Source organism: Campylobacter sp. CCS1377 (assembly GCF_040008265.1).
GTDB lineage: Bacteria > Campylobacterota > Campylobacteria > Campylobacterales > Campylobacteraceae > Campylobacter_D.
Map to the genome: position 1 here is coordinate 1,222,433 of NZ_CP155620.1, position 25,340 is coordinate 1,247,772.

Consider the following 25,340-nt stretch of genomic DNA (forward strand, 5'->3'; position numbering starts at 1 on the left):
TTTCTTTGATAATTTTGATTTTAGTGTTATAATGGCTTGTATATCTAGTTTTAAAGGAGATACAATGAATACTAGCATAGTAGGAAAACAATTCCATCTTAGTGATGCCATTAAAGAATATGTAGAAAAAAGCTTTGATGCTCTCACAAAATACAATCTCGATCTTATTTCTATTAGATGTGTTTTGGCCGCAGATGAAAAACATGGTAAAAAGGGTTTTTGGGCTGAATTTAATATCAACCTTGCAGGACATGATACCATAGTTGTAAAACAAAAAGATAAAGATCTTTACGCTGCGATTGATTTAGCTATTGAGAGATTATCAAAAATTTTAAGACGCACTCATGATAAAAATGTAACCCACAAAAACCAAGATGAAATTAAAGAAGCCCCTATTTCAAGTTTTGTAGAAGAAGATGAAATAGTTCCAGTTGAGCTTGATTTATATAAGCCACTTGAAATTGACGAAGCTTTAGAAAGATTAAAAGCAAGCAATGATATATTTTTAGTCTTTAATGATACAGAAGCTAAAATGAGAGTTTTATTTAAGAAAAAAGATGGCAAATTTGGTTTGTTTTAAAAAAAAGGGCTTAAAAGCCCTTTGAGTTAAAAAATCTTCTTCAGTAAATTATCTAACTTATTTTGTCCCTTATCTTCATTTTTATTATTTTCTTTAACTCCTAAAATATTTTTCACCGTCCCAAGCACACTTTTAGCATCTAGTTTAATATTTGGTTTTTGCGTCGTTCCGCTAATTACACCTTTAAATTCCACCCTATCCAAAGTAGCATCAAATGGCACATTTAAAACGCTGGTTTTAGTATTGATATTTGCATTAATAATCTTAATATCGCTATTTTGTGCTTGTAAGTTAAGATTAAAATCAACTAAATCTTTATTAATCTTAGCATCCATCTTTGCAGTATGATAAACCTCATTTGTAATATCTTTTCTAATGAGTAAAAATAAAGCATTGGTTATTGCGCTTCTTTTAAGCTTACCTCCGCTAAGATCTAAATTTGCATCACCTTGCTTGCTTAACAGATTATAATCAACATTTGCATTGATTTTTCCCATATAAAGATCAGTAAAATCAACACCCTTTGCCAAGCTTTGCAAATCCATTTGGTTTAGTTTTGCTTTTAAAACATTGTTTTTCAAATTCGCATCTAAATTTCCGCCAAAAAGCGCATCACTTTGTATCGTAGCGTCTAAATTTTTATCATAATTTAAATTTCCTTTAAAAAGCGCTTTTCCTTCAAGTTTTCTATCAAGCAAAAATCCTAGTTTTGAAAAATCATAAGCATCTAAAACATAATCTGAAGTAAGCTTACTTGTGTTGATATTGAAATTTCCTTTGAAGCGATCAAGATTTATCAAATCACTTTTTAAATTCACATCAAAATCAACAAGAGAATTTTTAATATCCCCCTTAGCACTAAGATTAAATTTGGTATTTTTAGGAAATTTTTTCTCTAAAAGTTTACTTAAAACAGCGTCGTTTAAAACTCCATTTGTTTTTAGCTCATAAACTCCTGATAAATTTTTAAAATCCATACTATTGAGTTTAACTTTAGCATCTAAAATTCCGCTGCTATAATTAGGCTGAGCTGCTAAAATAAAAGCCTTTGTCAAATCAAGTTTTGAAATTTTTAAATCCAAAGTTTTGCCATTAGAATTTGCAACAAGCTCTCCGCCAGCTATATTGGCATTTACTTGAAGCTTTTTAATTTCATTACCCAAAAGATTTGCATTTGTATTTAAATTCACAGTACCTTTAACATCAACTCCAGCTAAAGCTTTAAATTTAGATAAATCCTTCACATCAGCTTTGGTTTGCAAATTTAATTCTTTATTTTCTAAATTATAAAAACCCATTAATTGCGTGATATTAACCAAATCAGAATGCAAAATCCCATTATAATCTATCTTGGCATTCTTCGCATTTGCTTTAACATCTAGTGAAAAATTAGCACTTGGGAAATCAAGCTTAGTAAGCTTTTTTAATCCACTTCCATTTAAAAAACCTTGCTTTGTTTTGACGATTAAATCAAAATTTTTAAAATCAAGCCCTTTAGCGTTTAAATTTGCGTCCAATAAGCCCTTAGCTAAATTACCATAGCCAGCTAAAGCAGTTAAATTTTCTATATTAACATCTTTTAAATTGACTTGCAAATTTTCATCTTTCAGCTTTGCATTTATATCTCCGCCCAAACCAACCACCTTAGCATTAAGTTCATTTAAAATGTTTTTAATTAAACTCACATTGCCATCCACTTTAACATTTCCACTGAGTTTATTTTGCGTAAGCCTTTGAAGTTTTGATAAATCAGGAATATTTAAAATAAAATCCGAATTTAAAGCTGCCTTACTCAAATCATAATTTGTTTTTTTACTTTCAAGCTTTAAATAAGAAGTTGCCGTATCGCTTTGAGCATAAATTTGATCATTTTTAATCAAAGCCACAATGGTTGATTTGATATTTGAATACGGTAAAGAAAGATTGAAATCTCTTTCTAGCAACTCATAGTTTATAGAAGTTGTATAAAGATTTATGAGTGCATTACCATCAGGTTTTAAATCTTTGGCATTAATATCCGCATTAATTTTAAGATTTCCCAAAGCATATCTTGGCAAAGCAAGCAAATCTAAAGCTTCTTCGATTTTAAGAGCATCAGCCTTTAATTGTAATTTTATAGGATTATAATCTAAAATTCTAGCATCCAAAAGCACATCAGAACCCAACAAATAACCCTTACCATCAATAATAAAATCACTGGCTTTTCCTTGAATTTTTCCACCAAAATTCAAATTTTGCTTTAAATTTAAACCCAAATTCTTTGCATAATTTTCATTCAATGAAATATCATAAAGCACATCAAAACCTAAGGTAAATAAACTTGTATTTCCATCGAGCTTGATCGTAGCTATATTTGCAACATCTGCTTCGATATTTAATGTAGAAAATCTCAAATCAAAATGCGTTAAATTCACATCTAAAGAGGTGCTTTGTTTGATTTTATCCTCGATCAAACCACTGACAATTTTATTGCCAAAACTTGTAAATAGCATCACATAAGCTACAAAAAGTAAGAACACAACAATGCCCAATACAATAAGAAAAAACTTCTTCATTTTTATCCCTTTATTTTATAATTATCAATAAACTTTAGTTATTTTGACTAAAGTTTTATTAATATTTTAACTTAAGGTATTGACAAAATTCATTTTTTTATATATAATTTTATCACTCTTAACAAAAGAGTGATAATTTTAGTTATAAAAACCAAAAATTTAAAATAAGGAAAGCAAAATGAATTTTCAACCTCTTGGAAAGCGTATTTTGGTAAAACGCTTAGAAGAAACCAATACAACAGCTTCTGGCATTATTATACCAGATAATGCTAAAGAAAAACCTCTTAAAGGTGAAGTTATTGCAGTAAGCAAAGAACTTGACAATATCAAAAGTGGAGATCAAGTTGTTTTCGCAAAATACGGCGGAACTGAAATCAAACTTGACAATAACGAGTATCTTGTTTTAAACATTGATGATATTTTAGGAATTTTAAACTAATTATAAAAAGGAAACAAAATGGCAAAAGAAATTATTTTTTCAGATGAAGCAAGAAACAAACTTTACGAAGGCGTTAAAAAACTAAATGACGCAGTAAAAGTTACTATGGGACCACGCGGACGCAATGTTTTGATCCAAAAAAGCTTTGGCGCTCCAACTATCACAAAAGACGGTGTAAGTGTAGCTAAAGAAGTAGAGCTTAAAGACAGTCTTGAAAATATGGGTGCTTCTTTAGTAAGAGAAGTAGCAAGCAAAACTGCCGATCAAGCAGGTGATGGCACAACCACAGCTACTGTTTTAGCTCATGCGATTTTTAAAGAAGGTTTAAGAAATATCACAGCAGGAGCAAATCCTATCGAAGTAAAACGCGGTATGGATAAGGCTTGCGAAGCTATCATTAGTGAATTAAAAATTCTTTCACGCGAAGTAAAAGATAAAAAAGAAATCGCACAAGTTGCAACAATTTCAGCAAATTCTGATGAAAAAATCGGAAATTTAATCGCTGATGCAATGGAAAAAGTAGGCAAAGACGGCGTTATTACCGTTGAAGAAGCAAAATCAATTAATGATGAGTTAAATGTAGTGGAAGGTATGCAATTTGATAGAGGTTATCTAAGCCCTTATTTCATCACAAATGCAGAAAAAATGCAAGTAGAGCTTTCAAATCCATATATTTTACTTTTTGACAAAAAAATATCAAATTTAAAAGATTTATTGCCAGTTTTAGAACAAATTCAAAAAACAGGTAAACCACTTTTAATCATTGCTGAAGATATCGAAGGTGAGGCGTTGGCAACTTTAGTTGTAAATAAATTAAGAGGTGTGTTAAATATCTCTGCAGTAAAAGCACCTGGCTTTGGTGATAGAAGAAAGGCTATGCTTGAAGATATCGCGATTTTAACAGGCGGGGAAGTAATTTCTGATGAACTTGGTAGAACGCTTGAAAGTGCTACAATAGAAGATCTTGGACAAGCTTCAAGTGTGATTATCGATAAAGATAATACTACTATCGTAAATGGTGCAGGCGAAAAAGCTAGTATTGATGCAAGAATCAATCAAATTAAAGCACAAATTGCTGAAACCACTTCAGATTATGATAGAGAAAAACTACAAGAAAGACTTGCAAAATTAAGCGGTGGTGTTGCGCTAATCAAAGTAGGTGCAGCAACTGAAACAGAAATGAAAGAGAAAAAAGATCGTGTTGATGATGCTTTAAGTGCGACTAAAGCAGCAGTCGAAGAAGGTATAGTCATTGGCGGTGGCGCAGCGTTAATCAAAGCAAAATCAAAAATCAAGCTTAATTTACAAGGTGATGAAGCAATAGGAGCAGCTATTGTTGAAAGAGCTTTAAGAGCACCTCTAAGACAAATCGCTGAAAATGCAGGATTTGATGCTGGTGTGGTTGTAAATACTGTAGAAAATAGCAAAGATGAAAATGTAGGATTTGACGCTGCAAAAGGCGAGTATGTTAATATGCTTGAAAGCGGAATTATTGATCCTGTTAAAGTAGAAAGAGTAGCTTTGCTTAACGCAGTTTCAGTAGCTAGCATGCTTTTAACAACAGAAGCTACAATTAGCGAAATCAAAGAAGATAAACCTGCAATGCCTGATATGAGTGCTATGGGCGGAATGGGTGGTATGGGCGGAATGATGTAATTTCTCCCATTTTGTAGCCATACCTTTATGGCTACAACCTTTTTTAAACTCTCAAAACCCACAAAAATTTTGGATTTCTTAAGTCAAAAAAGTTATAATTTCGCTATCAATATCAAGGCTTAATATGAACTTACAAAAAATCAGCGTTATTATCATAGTAAAAAATGCACAAGATACTTTAAGAGAATGCTTAAATTCTTTAAAAGATTTTGGAGAAATTGTGCTTTTAAACAATGAAAGCACCGATGATACTTTAAAAATTGCTCATGAATTTGACAAAGAATTTTCAAATTTATACATTTATGAAAGTAAATTCATAGGCTTTGGAGCTTTAAAAAACTTGGCTTTAAGCTATGCAAAAAACGAGTGGATTTTAAGCATAGACGCAGATGAAATTTTAGAAGATGAGGCAAAAGAAGAATTAAAAAAGCTTGATTTAAATAAATTTAACATTCTAGCCTTGCCACGCAAAAATCTTTACAAAGGCGAGTGGATAAAGGGGTGTGGGTGGTGGCCGGATTTCGTTTTAAGAGTGTTTAATAAAAATTACACTAAATTTAATGACAATTTAGTCCATGAAAGCCTTATTTTGCCAAGTGGGACGCAAAAAATTTATCTTAAAAATGGCCTAAAACATTATGCTTTTAATGATATTTCTCATTTAATTAGCAAAATGCAGTATTACTCAAGCCTTTGGGCTAAGCAAAATTTACACAAAAATAGCGGAATTTTTAAGGCAAATATCAGAGCTTTTTGGACTTTTTTTAGGAATTATTTCTTTAAAAAAGGGATATTTTATGGTTATAAGGGCTTTATAATTAGCGTTTGTAATGCTTTAGGAGCTTTTTTTAAATACATGAAACTTTATGAATTAAAATACGAAAAGCCAAAAACTTGTGCTTTAATCATCACTACTTATAACGAGCCAAAACGCCTTGCTTTGGTGCTTGATAGTGTAAAAAATTTAAGCCTTTTACCAAATGAAGTCATCATCGCCGATGATGGAAGCAAGGAAGAAACAAGGAATTTAATCAAAGAATATCAAAAAAATTTCCCTTGTATTTTAAAGCATTCTTGGATCGAAGATAAAGGCTTTCGTGCAGCAAAAAGTCGCAATGAAGCCATAAAAATCGCACAAAGTGAGTATATTATTTTAATCGATGGGGATATGATTTTAGAAAAAGATTTTATAAAAGATCATTTAAATTTCTCCCAAAAAGGTGTGATTTTACAAGGCTCTAGGACTATTTTAGAGAAAAGCGAAAGTGAAGAAATTTTAAAAAAAGATGATTTTAAACTTGCTTTTAATAAAAAAGGTTTAAAAAATAAAAAAAATGATTTTTTAGCCAGTTTAATCTATAAATTTTCAAAAATCGATAAAAAATTTTTCAAAAAATCAGAGCTTGTGAAAGGTAGCAAGACTTGCAATATGAGCTTTTATAAAAGTGACTTCGAGGCAATTGATGGTTTTAATGAAAATTTTGTTGGTTGGGGCAGAGAAGATAGTGAGTTTGTAGCTAGATTTTTATTTAATAATGGCTTATTTAGACGCCTTAAATTTAATGCCCTAGCTTATCATATATACCATGAAGAAAATAGCAAAAATATGCTAGAAAGCAATCATCAAATTTACTTAGAGACTATCAAAAATCAAAAAATTTCCTGGAAAGGTTAAAAAGTGAAAAAAGTTGGCGTAATCATACCCATATACAATGTAGAAAATTTTTTAAAAGAATGCTTAGAAAGTGTACTTAATCAAAGCTTTGGTGATTTAGAAATTATACTGGTAAATGATGGTAGTACAGATGAAAACTCTTTTAAAATCGCTAAAGAATACGCTTTAAAAGATCAAAGAATTACTCTTTTTGATAAAGAAAATGGAGGGCTTAGCTCGGCTAGAAACACAGGACTTGAGTATTTTTATGAAGAATATGAGTTTGAGTTTTTGGGCGAAGAAGATGGTTTTTATACTTTTAAAATTTCTAATGAAAATCCGCAAAATGTTTGTAAAATTTATAAAAGCAAAAATGCTTGTGATGATAGAATTTTAAAAACACCTAAGATTGATTATTTGATTTTTATAGATTCTGATAATTCTTGGGAAAAAGATTGTATAAAAGAATGCGTTTTTAGAATGCAAGGCGTGGATGTGTTGTGGTTTGATCATTTATGTGTCTATGAAAAAGGCATTGAAGATAAGGGTCAAAATACAAGAATGCAAATTTTTTCTTACAAAAAAGAGTGTGTTATCAGTCCAAAAGATTATGCAAAAAGAGCGTTAGGGGTCGGTTCAAGAGATATTTCTTTTGGGTGGGGTGGGATGATTGATTTTAATTTTTTAAGGCAAATTAGACTTAAATTTATAAATTATATTATTAATGAAGACATACATTTTGGCATGGTTCTTTTTGCTAGTGCGAGTAAAATTTATGTCCTACCAAAAAGACTTTATAGATGTTTGCTTAGAGCAAATAGCATTTCAAATCATGATAAAAAAGTAACCAAAGCTAATATTTCTCATTATTTTAAGGCTATTTATGAAGCTTTTAATGAAGATGCTAAAGCGGCTAAGGAGTATTTAAAACTAGCAAGTAGAGTAATCACTGCTTTAAAACTTATAGAATTTTTTCAAAACAAAGAGGAAAATGAAAATAGCAAAGCCATAAAAGAAGTTTTTTTGCCATTTTATGCAAAAAAGGCTTTGAAATTTAAAAAAGTTAGCATTGACCCTTTAAATCTTAAAAAAGAATTAAATAAAATAAAGCCTTTTACTAATGGTATTTTGCCTTATGATATATGGAAAATTCTACAAAAAATCAAAAATATTTTCAGCTAATCTTGCATAATAATTTTGTCTATGCAAGAGTCTTTTTTTATGGTTCTAAAATGTGTGAGTTTATGCAAAAAGCTTTGTTTTTTGATATCTTGCCAAAGTAACTCATTAAATTTATCTTTAGCATGAAATTGTAATAAATGGCATTCTATATCGCTTTTGTTTTCATAACTTTCATTTTTGATATAGTTGTTTTGTTTTAGGAGTTCGTAGATAATATGCAATACAAAATAATAATGATTATTTGCATTTTTTTCTTTTTGCCAATAATTCATCAAAATATCTCTTAAGGCACAAATAGAAATATTATCGACCTTGGCAATCACAAAACTACTAAACATTCTAACCAAAAAATCCTCATTCCAGTTAAAATAACCATAAGAAAAATAAGGACTTTTAATGATTTTTTTTAATTCTTCTTTGTTTGGCTTATTTTGCGCTCTTTCGAAAGCAAAAAACTCTCTATCTCTTAGAGTTTGGGGTATTTTATCACTTAAAAATATGCTCGCATCACACCAAATTCCACCATAAGTTGCTAGTAAAGATACTCTTAAAAGATCAGAAAAAAATACTATGGTTTTTTCTCCAAAAGTTTTTTTTGTGATTTTTTCTAGCACAAAAGGCGGAAAATCCAAATAATCTTTTATATTTTTTTCATTTAAAATGATAATTTCATATTCATCGCCCATTTGTTTTTTGACAGATTTAAAGCATTGTTTTATCATATCACTTGCATTTTCTTCGCCTTGAAACCATAATTGCCATATGATTTTATTACTTTTAAAATCTTGTTTTTTTTCAAAACTATATGGAGGAATTTTGCCCTTTAAAAAGGGTTGTATGTAATTTTCATCTAAATATTTACTTACTTTTGGATGCTCCATTTTATACGCTATATGAGTTCTTAATTTTCTTCTTAAAGGTCTTATAGGGATTAATTTACTTAGTTTATGCGTTGTATTATTGTATAAATTCATAGTTTTAAACCTTTTTAAAATTATTTTATTATAATAGCTAAAAATATTTAAGGTTTTCAAATTTTATGAAAAAAGTCGGCATAGTCATCCCCATATACAATGTAGAAAATTATTTAAGAGAATGTTTAGATAGTGTAATCAATCAAACTTTTAAAGATATAGAAATCATACTAGTAAATGATGGCAGTACAGATGAAAACTCACTCAATATTGCAAAAGAATATACTCTAAAAGATAAAAGAATAACTCTAATTGATAAAAAAAATGGTGGATTAAGTAGTGCTAGAAATGTAGGTATAGAATATTTTAGTGGAGAATATAAACTTAAAAATAAAACTCAAACTATAAAAGAAAATTCTTTAATAGAATTTAATATAGAAGGTAACAATCCTTATGAAATATATACTGTATATAAAAGCTATAAGGCTTTCAATGATGAACAAGATTTAACTAACTTTACTTATCCTATTATAGACTATATCATCTTTTTAGATTCTGATGATTATTGGGAACTTAACTGCATAGAAGAATGTGTCCCTAGAATGGATGGGGTAGAAGTGATGTGGTTTGATGAGTGTAAATATGATGATTTTTTACAAAAACAAAGAGATGATTCTAGTAGATTAAGAGATGGAAATTTTATACAAGAAAGTAAGATTTCTTCTTATGAGTGGGCTGTTGGAATTTTAAAAAGCAAGGCTAAGGATTTCTCTTTTGCTTGTAGCGGTATGATTGATTTTAACTTTTTAAAAGCCATGAGGCATAAATTTAAAGATAATTTATTTGCAGAAGATCATCTTTTTGGAATTTTGTTATTTTCGCAGGCTAATTATATATACATATATCCTAAAGTCTTTTATCATTATAGAATCCGTGCAAATTCTCTTACTAATCAAGATAAGAAAATCACTAAAGATAATATTGCTCCGCATTTTAAAGATATTTTAAACGCATTTGATGGGGATGTTGTTCTAACAAAAGAATATTTTAAATACTCTAGCTGGGTTATAACAGCTATTAATTTAGTTGAGTTTTTAAAAAATTATGAAAATAAAAAATTAACTTTTTTGCTAAAACATAGTATTTTAAGATTTTATATAAAAAATGCCTTTAAAATTAATAATTTTAATAAAGATCCTTTGAATGTAAAAGATAAACTAAAGATATTAAAACCTTATAAAATATCAAAAATAAGATATAGTTTTATAAGATTTTTAAGGAAAGTTTTATGCTAAGGTACTTTGTTCAAAAAATTTTAGTAGAAATTTTATCTGGGTTGTTAGTGAAAAGAAAATTAAGAAGAAAAATTCGTACAGCTTTTAAACATAGGGTGATAAATATCAAAAAAGCTAAAGTATATATAAATCAAAATTGCTTAAGATTAATCAATGATAATTCTAATCACAATTTTTTAAATTTAAATAAAAACATATATAATTCAAAACACAAAGGCTTCTTTGATTTTGATTCAAAATCAAAAGATCCAAAATCTCCTTTAAACCCTTGGGCATTTATAAGAGTAAAAAATGAAGCTATTACTTTAAGAGCTTCATTAGAAAGTATATTACCTGCTATACAAAGAGGTGTTATAGGATATAACGATTGCACAGATGGGAGCGAAGAAATTATTTTAGAATTTTGCAAACAATATCCTTCTTTTATACCAATAAAATACCCTTACGAAGTACAAATTGAAAACCCACAAAGCGAAGAAAATAAACTTTATAGCTATTATAATTATGTTGCTAGTTTTATTCCCCAAGGAGAATGGCTTATAAAAATAGATGTAGATCATTATTATGATGCCAAAAAATTATATAAGAGTTTTTATATACCTAGAAGAAATTACCATGTAGTCAGCTACTCTAGGATAGATTTTATATTTAATGAAGAAAAATTTTATATTTATCAGGATAAGAATGGGATCATTTTAAAAGCTCCTGGAGATTGCCTATTGATACAAAATACTAACTTATTTTGGAAAGAAATACTTATTGAAGGTGATACATTTAATTGGAATATTGTAAAAAATGATATAAAAAATGCAAAATCATATGAAATTTTAAATGCTAGAAATAGAATTTATTTTACTACAGAACTTAATAATTATCACTTTCCGTTCATAAAAAGTTGCAGGAAAAATGATTATAAACAATTAAATTGGATTAGCTTAGATGAATTTATTGAGAATTACAAAGAAAAATTAAAAGATCAAATAGATTTTGAAATGATAGAATATAAAACATTAAAACAGATATATGAAAAACTTACATCTTCAGCAAACGATAAAATTTAAATTTGATTTTTTTAAAAAAAAGTATTGATTTAAAATGGAGAAAATTTTGCTTACCTGATAATAAACATTGTTCAATTAATAAAAAATAATCAATTAAAAATAATAGAGCTGAGTTAAAATTATAACTACATTGCATTTTTTTTAGAAGGACTACAACATTGTCTTGCTCTTGCATATTTGTTTTAATATTTTGCGATACTATCGTTCCAGTTATAGAGGAATTATTTATTTGATAATTGTATAAAACTTCACTCAAATGAAATATAGTATTTGAGATATTTATTAAAGGATAATATAACAAAACATCTTCAGCCATATTAATTTTAGTATTTTGTTCTAGCGGTATTAAACTAAAAGCTTTGAGATACAATTCTTTTTTTATAACTTTTCCCCACATTGTCCAAAAGAGATTTTTAGTTTTTAATAACTTTTTTAAAAAATCTTTTTTTATATAACATTTTTCTTGAAAATTTAATTTTCTTTCTATTTTATTGTTATTTTTTAACACAAATGCATTGAAAAATATTAAATCTATATTTTTAATTGTATTTAGAATTTTAACACATTCTTCACAAGCATTTAACTCCAAATAATCATCAGGATCTAAAAACATAATATAAGGTGAAGTTGCCACTTTAACGCCTTCGTATCTTGCTCTTAAAAGTTTTAAATTCTCTTCATTATGTATGATTTTTATCCTATTGTCTTTATTAGCAATATTCTCGGCTATTTCTATGCTTTTATCATCTCCGCAATCATCTACTACTATAATTTCAATATCTTTAAAAGTTTGATTGATACAGCTTTCTAGGGCTCTGGTAATATATTTTTCAACATTATAGGTTGGAAGTATAATTGAAATTTGACTCATGTTATTTTCTTTTTTAATTTTTCTAGATATTCTTTTATAAGATTTGCGAAACTATTTGAAACAAATGTGGGTTGATTAAAAAATTGCGTATATAAAATTTCCAATTGATGTTTACTTAAAAGTTGTCCATAAAATCCCGTTTGATAAAAAATATTTTTTTCCATATTGTTTAATCTCCACATTTCTGAAAATAAATGCAAGAAAGGTTGATTGGTGTCTATTAAAGTATCGTTATCTAAAAATTTTCTCGCATTACACCATGAAATCTGACAAGTTTGTCTATAATCCCATTTAAACTGTTCCAAGTTCCATTTCTTAACCTGTTCTGCTAAAAACCAAGGACCTATAATACCCCAAGGAATTCGTTTTCTTCTGTCAATAATCCTCTCTGCCTCTTGAATAAGATTTTTTCCAAAATCTGAATATTGAGGAAATTTTAAAAATGAAGTTGTGATTCTTGGCTTGGTTTCATCTTGATCAACCTCTTGTGAAAAAATATATTCTGAAGACAAATCAAGCCAATTTAAACACACCATATCAAGATCTACCCATACCCCCCCCCGCTTATATAGCATATAAAATCTAAAATAATCACTAAATGCAGCTACGCCAGCCCCTCTGTCATCGCTAAAATAATTTTTAAAAGGAACAATTTCATTTGCATCTTTTAATTCAAAATCATCAAATAATTCATCTAGTTTTTTAAAAATTCTATCATCGAGGTTATAAGTATATAAAATAAATTTATAACCATTATCTATAAAAGATTTTATAGATAAAAGCTCCATTAATCCTATACCTTTATAACCTTTTGGAGTGTACCAAAAACTACTAACTTCTTGTTTATGCATAACCTTATCCTTTAAATCCAAGACCGAGCAATTTCTTTTCTAATAAATAGCAAGCGATTTTCATCAATACCCCCCCCTGAGCTTTCTCTATAGATAACACCAAATTTTCAAACATATATTCTTTTAGCAACTCAATATCAACACTCTTTGGATTAAAATCAATACCATCAATGTATAAATCTTGTAAAGAGTATATTTTAAGTATTCCATCAAGCGCAGAAAATCTATTTATTTGATCACTATCTTCGCAAATTAAAATGACAGGTATTCCCATTGCTACACAAGGAGATGCACAATGCAAAGCAGTAGTAATTACTAATTTAGCCTCATTGCAGTATACATCCAATAAATCATCTGCCATCTTTTGGTATTGCAACCAATTATCTTTAAAAGTTTGATAATTCCCCTGTATTGATTTTTGATTAACGCAAATACCATTTTTTCGAATATCTTGAGGAAGATATTTTATAATTTCCTCATTTAAATTTACTAAGAAAATTTTATTTTGTTGTTGTGTTTTAATCCTTTTTGGCAAAGTTAAGGTAAGACATCTAGAAAAATAAGATTTAATGTTTTTCGATTGCAAATAATTTAGTGTATAAAAATCTCTACACCCAATTTCAAAATTTTTCAAAAGAAATAAATTCTTATTTAAAAATTGTTGCATATTATAATTAAAATGTGCTCCTATATAGATAGGACATATATTCTTATTTGGTATAAAATTTATTGAATGCGAAAACCAACCTTGCATTATAACAAAAGCTTTTTTGGAGCAATTGATTAAATTTTCTCTATCACAATAAATGAATTTTTTTATTCCGTATTTTTCTAAAATTTTCCGAGTTGCTATGGTTTGGATATAATCACCAAGATTAAGATCTAACATATTTTTAGTGTAATAATACTTAAATAGAATCCAAGGAGAAGTTTGCGGCAGTGGTAATTGAGAATGTTTTATACAAGCATTTTTTAAAATTTTGCACTCAGCAAGTTGCTTTTTATATTTTTTTAGAAGAATGCTTATAATTTTATAGTACAAATATTTAATCACTTAAAGTATCGCTTTCTTTAAATTGTATAAAAAACCTAATTCTAGCATATTTATTATTTATTTTGCTATAATTTTCAAAATTTAATTTTTACATAAAATGACTAAAACAAGGAACAAAACAAAATAAAGATACAAAATATAATAGTTGGTGCTGGTTTATCGGGCTTAGTTTTAGCCGAACGCTTAGCTAATATTAAAAAAGAAAAAGTATTGATTATAGACAAGAGAAATCACATTGGTGGCAATATCTACGACTATGATGATGGGGGGGGGATATTAGTCCATAAATACGGCTCTCATATTTTTCATACTAATAACGAAATAGTATGGCAATATCTTAATCAATTTACCAAATTCTATCCTTACATACATAAAGTAAAAGGTTTAATTGACGGGAATTTAGTCTCAATTCCTTTTAATCTTAACTCCATTAAACAATGTTTTCCAACGACTATAGCACAAAATTTAGAAAAAGAATTGTTGAAAACTTATAATTTTGGTGAAAAAATCTCTATACTAGAAATGCAAAAAATAAAAATTTAAAATTTTTATGTGAATTTATTTATGAAAAAAATTTTTATCACTATACTTTAAAACAATGGCAATGTAAACCAAAAGATCTTGATGAAAGTATTTTTAAACGAGTTCCTATAAATATCAGTTTAGATGATAGGTATTTTACGGACAAATTTCAAGGTATTCCTATGCAAGAATATACCAAAATGTGCGAAAAAATGATAACTAATGATTTAATTACCCTAGAGCTTAATACTTCTTTTAAAGAAGTAAAAAATAAAATAAATTATAAAAGATTATTTTTTTGTGGTGCCATTGATGAATTTTTTGATTATAAATATGGGAATTTGTCTTATAGAGGTTTGGAATTTGATTTTATAAAATTTGAAAAAGAGTATTTTCAAAAAAATGCTGTTATAAATTATCCAAACAATTATGACTTTACAAGAATATGCGAATACAAGCACTTTTTAGATCAAAAAGCAAAACATACTATTGTAAGCTTTGAATATCCAAAGGCTTGGGAAGATGAAAACGATGAAAGATATTATCCTATACCAAATCAAAAAAATAATGAACTTTACGACAAATATTTGAGTGAAGTAAACAAGCTAGAAAATATCTTTTTTATTGGTAGATTGGGTGAATATAGATACTACAATATGGATGAAGTGGTTGCCAATGCTTTGAAATTATTTGAAAGGATTTTAAATGAAAATTAAAATTTTAGTTTGTTATCATAAGATTAGCCCTATTTTATTACTTCCTTTTTTGCAACCTATTTTAGTAGGTGCTAAAAGAAATGATGAAAATACAATAAAAGAACTTTCAAAAGCTTACAAAAAAATATGAAATTATTAAAAGATGATGAAGGAAATGATAATATTAGCGAATTAAATCCGTATTTTTGCGAATTGACTGCTTTGTATTGGGCTTAGAAAAATTTAGAAGCTGATTATTATGGACTTTTTCATTATAGAAGAATTTTTAATTTTAAAGCTATTAATCCTATATTTAGAATACTACATTTGTTAAAATTGGATATTTTATATATACAAAAAATGGTTCAAAAATATGACATAATTATACCAAGAGGACTTACTTTAGAAAAGTGTTGCGAGGACTGGTTTTATTATGAGAATTGGTTTGATCAATATAGCAAAAGACATCATGGGAAGGATTTGCAAATATGCTTAGATTATATCATCCAAACATGCAAGATTATATAAATAAAACTATATACAATAAGGACTATGCATTTTTATTTTGGAATATTTTCATTATGAAAAAAGAGCTATTTTTTGAATACTGCGAATGGTTATTTGATATCTTGTTTTATGTAAAAGACAAGATAGACTATAAAGAATATGACATTTATCAAGCTAGAGTTTTTGGATTTTTAAGCAAGAGATTGTTTAATATTTGGTTTGAATACAAAAAAGATAAGATAAACTACTTAAGTATTCCGATTATTAATTTAGAACTCGTTAAGAAAAAACCATTTTTTGGTTGGCAAGAAAGTGAAAAAGCAAAAAGATATTATTTTTGCGGATTAAGAATTCTAAAAATTAAAAAACCAACAATCTAAAATCTTTTACCTATTAAGCATTAATTTTTCATTCTTCCCTCCAAACCCCTCTCCTCTTTCCCCAAAATCTCAAGCATATTTTCGCAAAATTTACTACTTGTCAATCCTAAAGAAAGTTTTTGTATGATTTCATTGCTTCTTTTTTTATGCTCATAATTTTGCCATAAAATTTCTTTATTTTTGTTTTCATATCTACCATTTTCATTAAATTCATAGCGATATATACATTCTTGTGATACAAAAAAACTCTCACTTAATATAAAATTTATATAGTTAAAAAGCACATCTTCTCCATAACAAAGTTTTTCTTTGAAATCAACATATTCAAAACTTTTTAAAATCAAATTTTTCCTATATACTTTTGCCCAAACACTCCAGCAAAAATGCTTTTGATTGAGTAAGAAATTTAAAAAATCATCTTTATTATAATATTCATCTTGTTTAAATCTATAAAATTTCTTAAATTTCACCCTATGCACATATGCATCAAACACTACCATATCTACATTTTTAATTTTTTCAAACCCAAGCTCACAAGCATTAAGCTCTAAATAATCATCAGGATCTAAAAACATTATAAAATCTGATTTTGCATTAAAAGCACCTATATTCCTACTAGCAAAAGTTCCTAAATTTTCTTCATTATATATGATTTTTATTCTATCATCTTTACTAGCATATTCTTTTGCTATATCTATACTTTTATCATTGCCAAGGTCATCTACTACAATGATTTCTATATCTTTAAAAGTTTGATTAATACAACTTTCTAATGCTCTAGCTATATATTTTTCTACATTATAAGTTGGTAGTATGATGGAAATTTGACTCATTTTAGCTCTTTATTTTTTGATATAATTATAGCTTTTATTTTTAAGGAAAATCATGAAAATTTTTATCAATCTTCCTACTTGGCTTGGCGATGCAGTGATGGCTAGTGCGGCTATTTATACTATAAAAGAAAAATACCCCCAAGCTAAATTTACTTTTTATGGTTCTTTTGTGAGTACAGAGCTTTTTAAACGCTTTGAAAATGCTCAAATTTTAGTAGAAAATAAAAAGCAAAGATATAGGCAAATTTTACAAGCTAGAAAAAACCTTGGTAAATTTGATCTAGCTTTTTCGTTTCGCTCGGCATTTTCAAGCAAGATCATTTTAAATCTAATCAAAGCAAAAAAAAGATTTTATTTTGATAAAAATATTCTAAAAGAAGAACATCAAGTCTTAAAATACTTAAATTTCATAGAAAAAGCCTTAAAATTTAAAGCTACTTCAAATGCTTTAAAACTCCCTATAAAAGCAAAATCAACTCAAAAAATTTTAGGTATAAACCCAGGTGCACATTTTGGAAGTGCGAAAAGATGGGATGCAAGCTATTTTGCAAGGGTAGCAAAAGAATTTAGTTCAACTCATAAAATTTTAATCTTTGGAGTAGAAAGTGAGAGAGAAATTTGTGATGAAATTGAACATTTTCTTTTAAAAGAAGGTATAAAAGCAAAAAATCTTTGTGGTAAAACCAGTATTTATGCTTTATGTAAAAATATATCCTTGCTTGATTTGCTCATCACAAACGATAGCGGTCCTATGCATATAGGCGCAGCTTATGGGGTGAAAACGGTGGCTGTTTTTGGCTCTACTAAATTTAGTCAAACCTCTCCTTGGCAAGAAAATGCTAAAATAGCACATTTAAATTTAGCTTGTATGCCTTGTATGCAAAAAGTCTGTCCTTTAAAACACCATAAATGTATGAAAGATTTAAAACCACAAATCGTCATCAATGAAGCTAAAAATTTATTAAAAATTTAAAAAATTCATTTTTTTTTTTTTTTGATTTTTGTGCTAAAATCATCTCTTTAAATTTCAAAAGGAAGATTATGGTTTTTTCATCATATGAATTTATATTTGCTTTTTTACCCATTACGCTAATCATATTTTATTTACTAAAAGCTTATAATCATTTCTCTTTGGCAAAGCTTTTTTTGGTGTGTACAAGTTTGTTTTTCTATGCTTTTTGGAAAATTGAGTATGTTTTTATCTTACTTTTTTCAATGTTTATAAATTTTTTCTTAGCAAGTTTTATACTTAAAAAACAAAAATGGGGGGGGGGTATTGGTTTTTAGTCCTAGGCATAAGCTTTAATCTTTTACTTTTAGGCTTTTTTTAAATACACAAATTTTTTACTAGAAAATTTCAATGCTTTTACAAAAGTAATCCATCTTGATTTTAACATTCCTTTACCACATATACTTTTACCTTTAGCGATTTCATTTTTTACCTTTCAGCAAATTGCCTTTTTGGTGGATTGCTACAAAAAAAGCAATATAGAAGACTTAAAAGCAAAAAATTCTTATAAAATTGATTTGCTAGATTATTCTTTATTTATCACCTTTTTTCCACAGCTCATCGCAGGTCCGATTGTCCATCATAAAGAAATGATGCCACAATTTCACTCGCTTTTAAATAAAGAAAAAGCTTTGATTAATTGGGAATTTATGGCAAAGGGTTTATTTATCTTTTCCATAGGGCTTTTTAAAAAGGTTTTCATAGCAGATAGCTTTGCTGCGTGGGCTAATGCGGGATTTACTTTAGCACAAAATGGCGGGACTTTAAATATCTTTGAAGCTTGGGTGACTTCACTATCTTACACCTTTCAGCTTTATTTTGACTTTAGCGGGTATTGTGATATGGCCATAGGTTTAGCACTTTTCTTTGGTATCGTTTTACCGATAAATTTTAACTCTCCTTATAAGGCTTTAAACATAGCTGATTTTTGGAGAAGATGGCATATAACTTTAGGAAGGTTTTTAAAAGATTATTTATACATCCCACTAGGCGGAAACCGCGTAAGCAAAATCATCAATCTAAGAAATCTTTTCATTGTAGCATTTTTAAGCGGAGTTTGGCATGGAGCCGGATGGGGCTTTGTGATATGGGGCAGCTTGCACGCTATAGCTATGGTAAGTCATAGAATTTATAGCTTTTTAGCAATCGGAAAAAGCTTTTTAAACTCAAAAATTTATAAAATATTTGCATGGCTACTTACTTTTAATTTTTTAAATATAGCTTGGGTGTTTTTTAGAAGCGAGAATTTAAGTGGTGCGATAAATATCTTAAAAGCAATGTTTGGCATAACTTGGGTGGAACTACCTTATAAGTTTAAAGCAAGTTGGCTTTTTAGAGAAATAGGCGGAAATGATAAAATGGTTGGTTTCATTTTAATCTCTTTTATTATTTGCCTTTGTTTTAGAAATAGCATACAAATGCTTGATAATTTTAAACCAAATATCAAAAATTCCATCATTATAATGCTATTTTTATACATAGCATTGATTATGATTGGCGTTACCCCATACACCGAATTTATTTATTTTAATTTTTAAGGAAAAAACAATGTTTAAATCTTATAAAAAATTCATATTTTTTTCTTTATTGATTCCTTTGCCTTCTATATTAATTCTTTTTGCTCTGCTTTATATTCGCGATCCTTTTTGGTTTTTTCATAAGCCTTATTTTAGAGAAGAAAGTTTTATGAGAGATATGAGAATGCAAGCTAGGGGTATTATCTTACACAAAGACTTTGATTCTGTTATAATAGGCACTTCTATGCTTGAAAATACAAGCGCAAAAGAAGCGAGTGAAAAATTAGGCGATAAATGGGTGAATTTATCCTTAAGCGGAAGTGCTTTAAATGAAAGAAATATAATTTTAAACTATTTATTTAAACATAAGCAAATACGAAAAATAATATATTCGCTTGATGTCTTCACTCTAAATAATGCCTTAGAACAAGATACTAAAAGTTTTTCTTTTATTTATAACGATAATGCTTATAAAAATTTTAAAGTATATTTCTCTAAAAAATTTATTCTTTGCGCTCTAACCTTTTCTAAAAAAGAAAAATGCATAGGAAAAAGTAATCTTGATACTCTAGTAAATTGGGGTATAGAAAATAAAAATGAATTTGGTAACTTTAAAAATTGGAATAAAAACCTCTTGCAGTCAAAAGAACTTCAGGATTCTGTGTTAAATATTCAAGATTTTAATCCAAATTATAATATAGATATTTCAAAAAATAAAAACTATATAAAACAACAACTTTTAAAAATAATCAATAAACATCCAAATACACGCTTTTATCTCATCATTCCAAGCTATTCTAGATTAAATTATAGATTATGTAGTTTTGAAGGCTATTATAATAAAGATAGTGAATTATTCTCGAAATATCAAGCGGTTTTAAAATGGCTTGTCAAAGAAACAAGCAAATATCCCAATGTAAAAATTTATGGCTTTGATGATCTAGATTATGCCGATGATATAAGAAACTACAAAGATCCGGCACATTATAACACTAATATGAATTCAATGCAACTTGATGCTATTAAAAACCAAACAAATATTTTAACACCTGAAAATATGGATGAGTATTTTAAAATCATGGAAGAAAAGATTAGAAACTATGATTTAACTCCATTTGTGGAATTTATCAAAAAACAAGAAAACTAAAATAGTTAAAAGCTATTTTAGTTTAAATTTTTTCTTTATATAAAAAGCATACAAAATCTTAAAAATACTTGGATAAAATCTAAAAATTTCTCTTACGATTTTCCTATAAACTTTAAGTTTTTTATTAATGCGTCCAAGATTAGAAATATCACTTTCTAATTTATAATTATGTTTCAACAATAAAGGTATTTTAACAATATTTAAAACCTTATGTTTGTAAAATTTATCCATATAATCATCTATGGGAGTATAAATAAATTTAGCTTTTGATATAAACTTTTTTGCCGCACTAGGTTTTATTATATAACCTTGCGTCCCCGCAAGTTTTTCAAAACTTAAGTAATATTCATCGCCTAAAGCATATAGCTTCTTATCAAATAAATAACAAAGTCTTATATATTCATATCTGTCCCGCAATAATTCTTCTATACCCCCCCCCATCATTATTTAAAAACTCGTCGCTAAATTCCACATCATCTTCTAAAATAATTATAGGTTCATTAAGTTTTGCGCATTCTTGCCAAAGTTTATAATGACTAATAAAACAACCAATACTTCCCAAATCAAGCTCTTTCCCAAAAACCCAAGAACCCCACCAAGGAAAATGTTCTTTAAACTCTAAATGCTCATTGTTCTTAGCATCTATCACTTTGAAAAATATAAATTCTAATTTTTCTTTTAAATTAGGATTTTTTTCAAAAAGTTTGGCAATTTGCTCTTACATATATTCTTTTCTATCTTGCAAGCGCTCTAAATTTATAATAAAAACTTTCATCAAAAACCCTCATCTATAATTTGACAAAGTGCGTGGATGATTAAAATGTGCATTTCTTGAATTCTAGCCGTATCATCGCTTGGCACGACAAGATTAAAATCACACATTTCATTCATCACTCCACCACCTTTTCCACTAAGTCCTATGCATTGCATTTTTAATTCTTTAGCCTTCTTAAAAGCTTCTAAAACATTAGGACTTTTTCCACTAGTTGAAATGCCTATTAATACATCATTTTCGCTTCCTAAAGCTTCCACTTGTCTTGAAAAGACAAACTCAAAACCATAATCATTTCCTATAGCACTAAGCGCTGAAGTATCAGTTGTAAGTGCAATCCCTGCTAAAGCCTTGCGTTCTTTTTTATAACGCCCACTAAGTTCAGCCGCAAAGTGCTGAGAATCCGCAGCACTCCCGCCATTTCCACAAATTAAAATTTTACCCCCATTTTTAAGGCGCTCACACAAAATTTCGCCCACTCTGGCGATCTGTCCTTTTAACACTTCACTTGCCTCTAAGGTTTTTTTATGCTCATTCCATTCTTTTTCTATTAAATTTATCATTTTCTATCCTTAATCTTTTCTATAATTTTTGTAGTACTAAAACCCTCTTCAAACTCGATTAATTCAACTTTTGAAACTAAATCAGCACCCACTACGAGTTTATCTTTATAATCAGCCCCTTTTACTAAAATATCAGGCTTTAAAAAGCTTATTAATTCAAAAGGCGTATCTTCATCAAAAATCACCACAAAATCAACAAAATAAAAAGCTGCAAGCATACAAGCTCTTTGAAATTCGCAATTTATCGGACGACTTTCGCCTTTTAATCTTTTTACACTTTTGTCCGAATTTAAACCAACAACCAAAATATCACCTAATTTCTTAGCTTTTTCGAGATATTTTATATGCCCAAAATGCACTATATCAAAGCAACCATTGGTAAAAACAACCTTTTTGTTATCTTTTTTTAAAAGTTTTAAAAGCTCTTCTTTGCTTAAAATTTTTTTCTCAAATTCGCTTTTTTTATAACCTTTTATCTCATCAAAACTCACACTCACGCTACCTATTTTACTCACCACGACAGCTGCTGCTTCATTGGCAATCTCACAAGCTTTAAAAATCTCAACCCCACATGATAAACAAAAGGCCAAAACCGCAATTACACTATCTCCAGCACCTGTTACATCATAAACCTCTAAGGCCTTAGCCGGTGCGATTTGTAATTTCTCATCAAAAAGCGCAATCCCTGCTTCAGAAAGTGTGATAATAGAATATTTTAAATCAAACTCATTTTTAAGCTTTTTAATGCCATTTAAAAGATTTTCACCTTCCAGATTATCAAATTTCAAAGCAGTCGATTTTAAAGCTTCTAGGGCTTCTTTTTTATTTGGCGTTAGAAGCGTTGCACCACTATATTTGCTAAAATCACTTCCTTTTGGATCAATTAAAATAGGAATTTCTAACTCTCTTGCTTTTTTAATTAAAGCCTTGCATACTTTTGGTGTTAAAACACCCTTAGCATAATCACTTAACACAACAGCTTTAAAATCTTTAACTTTCTCTTCAAATAAAGCAATAAGCTCATCTTCTAGCAAAATCTCATTTATATCTTCTTCATCAAGCCTTAAAACTTGCTGATTATGCGCCATAATACGATTTTTAAAAGGGGTTTTGCGTCCAATTTGCGTCAAAAACTCGCCTTTTAAATTTGCTTTTAAAAATGAAGCGCTTTCATCATCTCCTAAAACTCCAAGTGCAAAAACATCAGCACCCAAACTTTTTAAATTTGCATAAACATTAGCTGCACCGCCTAATCTTTTATCTTCTTTTTGTGTTTTTGCTACCAAAACAGGGGCTTCAGGACTCACGCGCGAACAATCACACCAAGTATAATTATCCACCATAAAATCGCCCACAAGCAAAATTTTAGGCTTTTCTTTGCTTAGCGCTTCAAGCATTTACTTCCTTTTCAAAAAGTCTTTTAATCTCATCTAAATAGTCTTTTATCCCTTCTTCAAGGCTAAATTGTGGTCTATAAGCAAAACTTTCATCAAGCTTGGCTTCTGTATGGAATTGATAAGCTTTCACATAAGGATTTGGAATGTACTCGCAAGGCAAATTCGTGCCAAGCTCACTTTGTAAAATATCGACTATATCTTGAAAAGTTCTTGCTTTCCCACTTCCTACATTATAAACCCCACATTTTGCATCAAGTGCTGCTAAATTTGCACTTATAACATCTTTAATATAAGTAAAATCTCTAAAAATTTTATCACTTCCTTCAAATAAACGAGGTTTATGTCCAGCTAAAATTTGATGTGCAAATTGCACTACCATAGAAGCAGTTTTGTTTTTATAAAATTCACCTTTTCCATAAACATTAAAATATCTAAGCCCTACTATATGAGCTTTATCATAGTATTTTTTTGCCATTTTATCCATCATAAATTTTGAAAAAGCATAGGGATTTTTAGGCTCTTCAAAGCCTACGCGTTGAGGACTTGGCATATCACCATAAACCGAAGCAGAACTTGCATAAATAAGCTTCGCATTAAGCTCGATGCTAAGTTTTATAAAATCTTCAAAAGTATTTAAGTTTGTATCTAAAACTTTAAATTGATTATAAGCCGTTGTATCTGAAATTGCAGCCTCATGAAAAATAATGTCTGGTTTAAAATCTCTAATTTTTTTAAAAGTTTTTTCATCTTTAATATCACCCACAAAAAGACTTCCATCAAATTCAAGTAAATTTTTAAAATGCCCAAAACTTTCCAAATTCCCATTTTCTAAAAGCTCACCACTTCTCATTTTATCTATAATTAAAATTTCATTTTCTTTTTGCAAGTTTAAGGCAAGTTGCGAACCAATAAACCCTGCTCCACCGGTAATTACTATCTTCATTTATTTTCCTTATTTTTGAAAAAATCTAAAATTTCTTTTAAATTTTTAAATTGTTTGAAAAAATTCCCTTCTTTTTTTTCACTATTTACTAAGACTAAAGTACCAATTTTTGCATTTAATCCTGCCTGCATATCGCTTAAATTATCACCTATAAAAATAGAATTTTCTAAATCCAAATCAAATTCACTCTTTGCTTTTAAAAGCATCCCAGCCTTTGGTTTTCGGCACTGGCAATTTTCTAAATGCGGACAATGATAAATCTTTTCAATTTTTATATTCTCTTTGGCAAATTCATCAAGCATAAATTCACAAAGCTTAAAAAAATCATCTTCTGTATAATATCCTCTTGCTATGCCTGATTGATTTGTTGCTACAAAAAGCAAATAATCTTTTTGCAAAAAATACCTACAAAGCTCAAAAATTCCATCACAAAATTCAAAATCTTCAATTTTATAGACATATTTTTTATCAATATTTATAACGCCATCTCTGTCTAAAAATAATGCTTTTCTTTTCATGTAGAGTATTATAATAAATATAAGTTGAATTTCAATAACAAAATAATAATTTTATTTATACAAAAATTACAAAATTAATATATAATACCAAGCATTGATTTTAAAAAAGGAGCAAATAAATGAAAAAACTACTTGTAGTTTCAGCATTGGCATGTTTAGGAGTTTCAGCGTATGCTGCGGATGGTGCAACACTTTTTAAAAAATGTGCAGTTTGCCATGGTGCAAAAGCAGATAAAGTTTATTTAAATAAAGTTCCTGCACTAAAAACTCTAACTATGCAAGAAAGACTTCAATATATGAAAGAATATTCAGAAGGCAAAAGAAATGCTTATGGACAAGGTGCGATCATGAAAATCAATCTTAAAGGCTTAACTGAAGAAGATTTCAAAGCTATCGAAGCTTATATTGAATCTTTATAATTTTAA

22 protein-coding genes and 4 pseudogenes are annotated in these 25,340 nt (G+C 28.4%); 15 read left to right on the top strand and 11 right to left on the bottom strand.

What is annotated here, in order from left to right:
- The first annotated feature begins 64 nt into the window (after positions 1-64).
- Entirely contained in the window at positions 65-580 is a 516-nt protein-coding gene (gene raiA / locus AAH949_RS06165; protein WP_134238004.1) for a ribosome-associated translation inhibitor RaiA, read from the top strand.
- A gap of 26 nt (positions 581-606) precedes the next feature.
- On the opposite strand, the gene AAH949_RS06170 is transcribed toward raiA, so the two are convergent.
- The gene (locus AAH949_RS06170) at positions 607-3,135 is read right to left on the bottom strand and encodes a hypothetical protein (RefSeq protein WP_348518245.1); all 2,529 of its coding nucleotides are present in this window, start codon (positions 3,133-3,135) and stop codon (positions 607-609) included.
- Between the two features lie 178 nt (positions 3,136-3,313).
- Between AAH949_RS06170 and groES the strand changes: the two genes are divergently transcribed.
- The 4 genes from groES (at position 3,314) to AAH949_RS06190 (ending at position 8,066) form a co-directional block, all read left to right on the top strand.
- Positions 3,314-3,574: a co-chaperone GroES gene (gene groES, locus AAH949_RS06175; RefSeq protein ID WP_348518246.1), complete on the top strand. Its 261-nt coding sequence runs from the start codon at positions 3,314-3,316 to the stop codon at positions 3,572-3,574.
- A gap of 18 nt (positions 3,575-3,592) precedes the next feature.
- Entirely contained in the window at positions 3,593-5,230 is a 1,638-nt protein-coding gene (groL, locus tag AAH949_RS06180; RefSeq protein ID WP_134238007.1) for a chaperonin GroEL, read from the top strand.
- A gap of 124 nt (positions 5,231-5,354) precedes the next feature.
- Entirely contained in the window at positions 5,355-6,905 is a 1,551-nt protein-coding gene (locus AAH949_RS06185; protein ID WP_348518247.1) for a glycosyltransferase, read from the top strand.
- 3 nt (positions 6,906-6,908) lie between these two features.
- Positions 6,909-8,066, top strand: a complete 1,158-nt coding sequence (locus tag AAH949_RS06190) for a glycosyltransferase (RefSeq protein WP_134238009.1) — start codon at positions 6,909-6,911, stop codon at positions 8,064-8,066.
- On the opposite strand, the gene AAH949_RS06195 is transcribed toward AAH949_RS06190, so the two are convergent.
- Complete coding sequence (locus AAH949_RS06195) at positions 8,063-9,040, bottom strand: capsular polysaccharide synthesis protein (protein WP_134238010.1); 978 nt, start codon at positions 9,038-9,040, stop codon at positions 8,063-8,065. The genes AAH949_RS06190 and AAH949_RS06195 overlap by 4 nt on opposite strands.
- Positions 9,041-9,105: 65 nt before the next feature.
- Between AAH949_RS06195 and AAH949_RS06200 the strand changes: the two genes are divergently transcribed.
- On the top strand, positions 9,106-10,275 hold the full coding sequence (locus AAH949_RS06200) for a glycosyltransferase family 2 protein (RefSeq protein ID WP_348518248.1): 1,170 nt from the start codon (positions 9,106-9,108) through the stop codon (positions 10,273-10,275).
- The gene (locus AAH949_RS06205) at positions 10,269-11,336 is read left to right on the top strand and encodes a beta-1,4-N-acetylgalactosaminyltransferase (protein ID WP_348518249.1); all 1,068 of its coding nucleotides are present in this window, start codon (positions 10,269-10,271) and stop codon (positions 11,334-11,336) included. The genes AAH949_RS06200 and AAH949_RS06205 overlap by 7 nt, the downstream gene beginning before the upstream one ends.
- Here AAH949_RS06205 and AAH949_RS06210 read toward each other — a convergent pair.
- From AAH949_RS06210 to AAH949_RS06220, 3 genes and pseudogenes are all read right to left on the bottom strand, one after another.
- A complete protein-coding gene (locus AAH949_RS06210; protein WP_348518250.1) occupies positions 11,308-12,207 on the bottom strand; it encodes a glycosyltransferase family 2 protein in 900 nt (299 codons plus the stop codon). The two genes, AAH949_RS06205 and AAH949_RS06210, sit on opposite strands and share 29 nt — an antisense overlap.
- Before the next feature lie 83 nt (positions 12,208-12,290).
- Positions 12,291-13,058, bottom strand: a pseudogene (locus tag AAH949_RS06215) (glycosyltransferase); the annotation flags it as partial.
- 4 nt (positions 13,059-13,062) lie between these two features.
- On the bottom strand, positions 13,063-14,112 hold the full coding sequence (locus tag AAH949_RS06220) for a polysaccharide pyruvyl transferase family protein (RefSeq protein WP_348518251.1): 1,050 nt from the start codon (positions 14,110-14,112) through the stop codon (positions 13,063-13,065).
- A gap of 123 nt (positions 14,113-14,235) precedes the next feature.
- Here AAH949_RS06220 and glf point away from each other — a divergent pair.
- The 3 genes and pseudogenes from glf to AAH949_RS06235 all read left to right on the top strand — a co-directional run bounded on the left by glf (position 14,236) and on the right by AAH949_RS06235 (position 16,216).
- Positions 14,236-15,350, top strand: a pseudogene (gene glf / locus AAH949_RS06225) (UDP-galactopyranose mutase).
- Positions 15,340-15,480, top strand: coding sequence for a hypothetical protein (locus tag AAH949_RS06230; RefSeq protein ID WP_348518252.1), 141 nt, complete (start codon positions 15,340-15,342; stop codon positions 15,478-15,480). The pseudogene glf and the gene AAH949_RS06230 overlap by 11 nt, the downstream one beginning before the upstream one ends.
- A pseudogene (locus tag AAH949_RS06235) lies at positions 15,477-16,216 on the top strand (DUF4422 domain-containing protein). Before AAH949_RS06230 ends, AAH949_RS06235 begins: the two are co-directional and overlap by 4 nt.
- A gap of 20 nt (positions 16,217-16,236) precedes the next feature.
- Here the strand turns inward: AAH949_RS06235 and AAH949_RS06240 are convergent.
- Positions 16,237-17,049, bottom strand: coding sequence for a glycosyltransferase family 2 protein (locus tag AAH949_RS06240; protein WP_348518253.1), 813 nt, complete (start codon positions 17,047-17,049; stop codon positions 16,237-16,239).
- A gap of 52 nt (positions 17,050-17,101) precedes the next feature.
- Here AAH949_RS06240 and waaF point away from each other — a divergent pair, with 52 nt between their 5' ends.
- The 4 genes from waaF (at position 17,102) to AAH949_RS06260 (ending at position 20,722) form a co-directional block, all read left to right on the top strand.
- Positions 17,102-18,022: a lipopolysaccharide heptosyltransferase II gene (gene waaF, locus AAH949_RS06245; protein ID WP_348518254.1), complete on the top strand. Its 921-nt coding sequence runs from the start codon at positions 17,102-17,104 to the stop codon at positions 18,020-18,022.
- A 68-nt stretch (positions 18,023-18,090) separates the two neighbouring features.
- Positions 18,091-18,336 (top strand): hypothetical protein, encoded by a 246-nt coding sequence (locus AAH949_RS06250; RefSeq protein ID WP_348518255.1) that lies wholly within the window; start codon positions 18,091-18,093, stop codon positions 18,334-18,336.
- A 177-nt stretch (positions 18,337-18,513) separates the two neighbouring features.
- Positions 18,514-19,596: an MBOAT family O-acyltransferase gene (locus AAH949_RS06255; RefSeq protein WP_348518256.1), complete on the top strand. Its 1,083-nt coding sequence runs from the start codon at positions 18,514-18,516 to the stop codon at positions 19,594-19,596.
- A 10-nt stretch (positions 19,597-19,606) separates the two neighbouring features.
- Positions 19,607-20,722 carry a hypothetical protein gene (locus tag AAH949_RS06260; RefSeq protein ID WP_348518257.1) on the top strand — a complete coding sequence of 372 codons (1,116 nt, stop codon included), beginning with the start codon at positions 19,607-19,609 and terminating at the stop codon, positions 20,720-20,722.
- Between the two features lie 12 nt (positions 20,723-20,734).
- On the opposite strand, the pseudogene AAH949_RS06265 reads toward AAH949_RS06260, so the two are convergent.
- From AAH949_RS06265 to AAH949_RS06285, 5 genes and pseudogenes are all read right to left on the bottom strand, one after another.
- Positions 20,735-21,497 (bottom strand): annotated as a pseudogene (locus AAH949_RS06265) (glycosyltransferase family 25 protein).
- Positions 21,497-22,057 (bottom strand): D-sedoheptulose 7-phosphate isomerase, encoded by a 561-nt coding sequence (gene gmhA / locus AAH949_RS06270; RefSeq protein WP_348518258.1) that lies wholly within the window; start codon positions 22,055-22,057, stop codon positions 21,497-21,499. The pseudogene AAH949_RS06265 and the gene gmhA overlap by 1 nt, the downstream one beginning before the upstream one ends.
- The gene (gene rfaE1 / locus AAH949_RS06275) at positions 22,054-23,454 is read right to left on the bottom strand and encodes a D-glycero-beta-D-manno-heptose-7-phosphate kinase (protein WP_348518259.1); all 1,401 of its coding nucleotides are present in this window, start codon (positions 23,452-23,454) and stop codon (positions 22,054-22,056) included. The genes gmhA and rfaE1 overlap by 4 nt, the downstream gene beginning before the upstream one ends.
- Positions 23,447-24,397, bottom strand: a complete 951-nt coding sequence (rfaD, locus tag AAH949_RS06280; protein ID WP_348518260.1) for an ADP-glyceromanno-heptose 6-epimerase — start codon at positions 24,395-24,397, stop codon at positions 23,447-23,449. Before rfaD ends, rfaE1 begins: the two co-directional genes overlap by 8 nt.
- Positions 24,394-24,915, bottom strand: coding sequence for an HAD family hydrolase (locus AAH949_RS06285; protein ID WP_348518261.1), 522 nt, complete (start codon positions 24,913-24,915; stop codon positions 24,394-24,396). The genes rfaD and AAH949_RS06285 overlap by 4 nt, the downstream gene beginning before the upstream one ends.
- A 119-nt stretch (positions 24,916-25,034) precedes the next feature.
- On the opposite strand from AAH949_RS06285, the gene AAH949_RS06290 reads away from it, so the two are divergent.
- Positions 25,035-25,334 (top strand): c-type cytochrome, encoded by a 300-nt coding sequence (locus AAH949_RS06290; protein ID WP_134238020.1) that lies wholly within the window; start codon positions 25,035-25,037, stop codon positions 25,332-25,334.
- The last annotated feature ends 6 nt before the right edge of the window (positions 25,335-25,340 follow it).

Excerpts from the sequence above, each read along its gene's own strand:
- raiA (WP_134238004.1), top strand. The coding sequence starts at position 65 with ATGAATACTAGCATAGTAGGAAAACAATTCCATCTTAGTGATGCCATT.
- AAH949_RS06170 (WP_348518245.1), bottom strand. The coding sequence starts at position 3,135 with ATGAAGAAGTTTTTTCTTATTGTATTGGGCATTGTTGTGTTCTTACTT.
- groES (WP_348518246.1), top strand. The coding sequence starts at position 3,314 with ATGAATTTTCAACCTCTTGGAAAGCGTATTTTGGTAAAACGCTTAGAA.
- groL (WP_134238007.1), top strand. The coding sequence starts at position 3,593 with ATGGCAAAAGAAATTATTTTTTCAGATGAAGCAAGAAACAAACTTTAC.
- AAH949_RS06185 (WP_348518247.1), top strand. The coding sequence starts at position 5,355 with ATGAACTTACAAAAAATCAGCGTTATTATCATAGTAAAAAATGCACAA.
- AAH949_RS06195 (WP_134238010.1), bottom strand. The coding sequence starts at position 9,040 with ATGAATTTATACAATAATACAACGCATAAACTAAGTAAATTAATCCCT.
- AAH949_RS06200 (WP_348518248.1), top strand. The coding sequence starts at position 9,106 with ATGAAAAAAGTCGGCATAGTCATCCCCATATACAATGTAGAAAATTAT.
- AAH949_RS06205 (WP_348518249.1), top strand. The coding sequence starts at position 10,269 with ATGCTAAGGTACTTTGTTCAAAAAATTTTAGTAGAAATTTTATCTGGG.
- AAH949_RS06210 (WP_348518250.1), bottom strand. The coding sequence starts at position 12,207 with ATGAGTCAAATTTCAATTATACTTCCAACCTATAATGTTGAAAAATAT.
- AAH949_RS06230 (WP_348518252.1), top strand. The coding sequence starts at position 15,340 with ATGAAAATTAAAATTTTAGTTTGTTATCATAAGATTAGCCCTATTTTA.
- AAH949_RS06240 (WP_348518253.1), bottom strand. The coding sequence starts at position 17,049 with ATGAGTCAAATTTCCATCATACTACCAACTTATAATGTAGAAAAATAT.
- waaF (WP_348518254.1), top strand. The coding sequence starts at position 17,102 with ATGAAAATTTTTATCAATCTTCCTACTTGGCTTGGCGATGCAGTGATG.
- AAH949_RS06250 (WP_348518255.1), top strand. The coding sequence starts at position 18,091 with ATGGTTTTTTCATCATATGAATTTATATTTGCTTTTTTACCCATTACG.
- AAH949_RS06260 (WP_348518257.1), top strand. The coding sequence starts at position 19,607 with ATGTTTAAATCTTATAAAAAATTCATATTTTTTTCTTTATTGATTCCT.
- gmhA (WP_348518258.1), bottom strand. The coding sequence starts at position 22,057 with ATGATAAATTTAATAGAAAAAGAATGGAATGAGCATAAAAAAACCTTA.
- rfaE1 (WP_348518259.1), bottom strand. The coding sequence starts at position 23,454 with ATGCTTGAAGCGCTAAGCAAAGAAAAGCCTAAAATTTTGCTTGTGGGC.
- rfaD (WP_348518260.1), bottom strand. The coding sequence starts at position 24,397 with ATGAAGATAGTAATTACCGGTGGAGCAGGGTTTATTGGTTCGCAACTT.
- AAH949_RS06285 (WP_348518261.1), bottom strand. The coding sequence starts at position 24,915 with ATGAAAAGAAAAGCATTATTTTTAGACAGAGATGGCGTTATAAATATT.
- AAH949_RS06290 (WP_134238020.1), top strand. The coding sequence starts at position 25,035 with ATGAAAAAACTACTTGTAGTTTCAGCATTGGCATGTTTAGGAGTTTCA.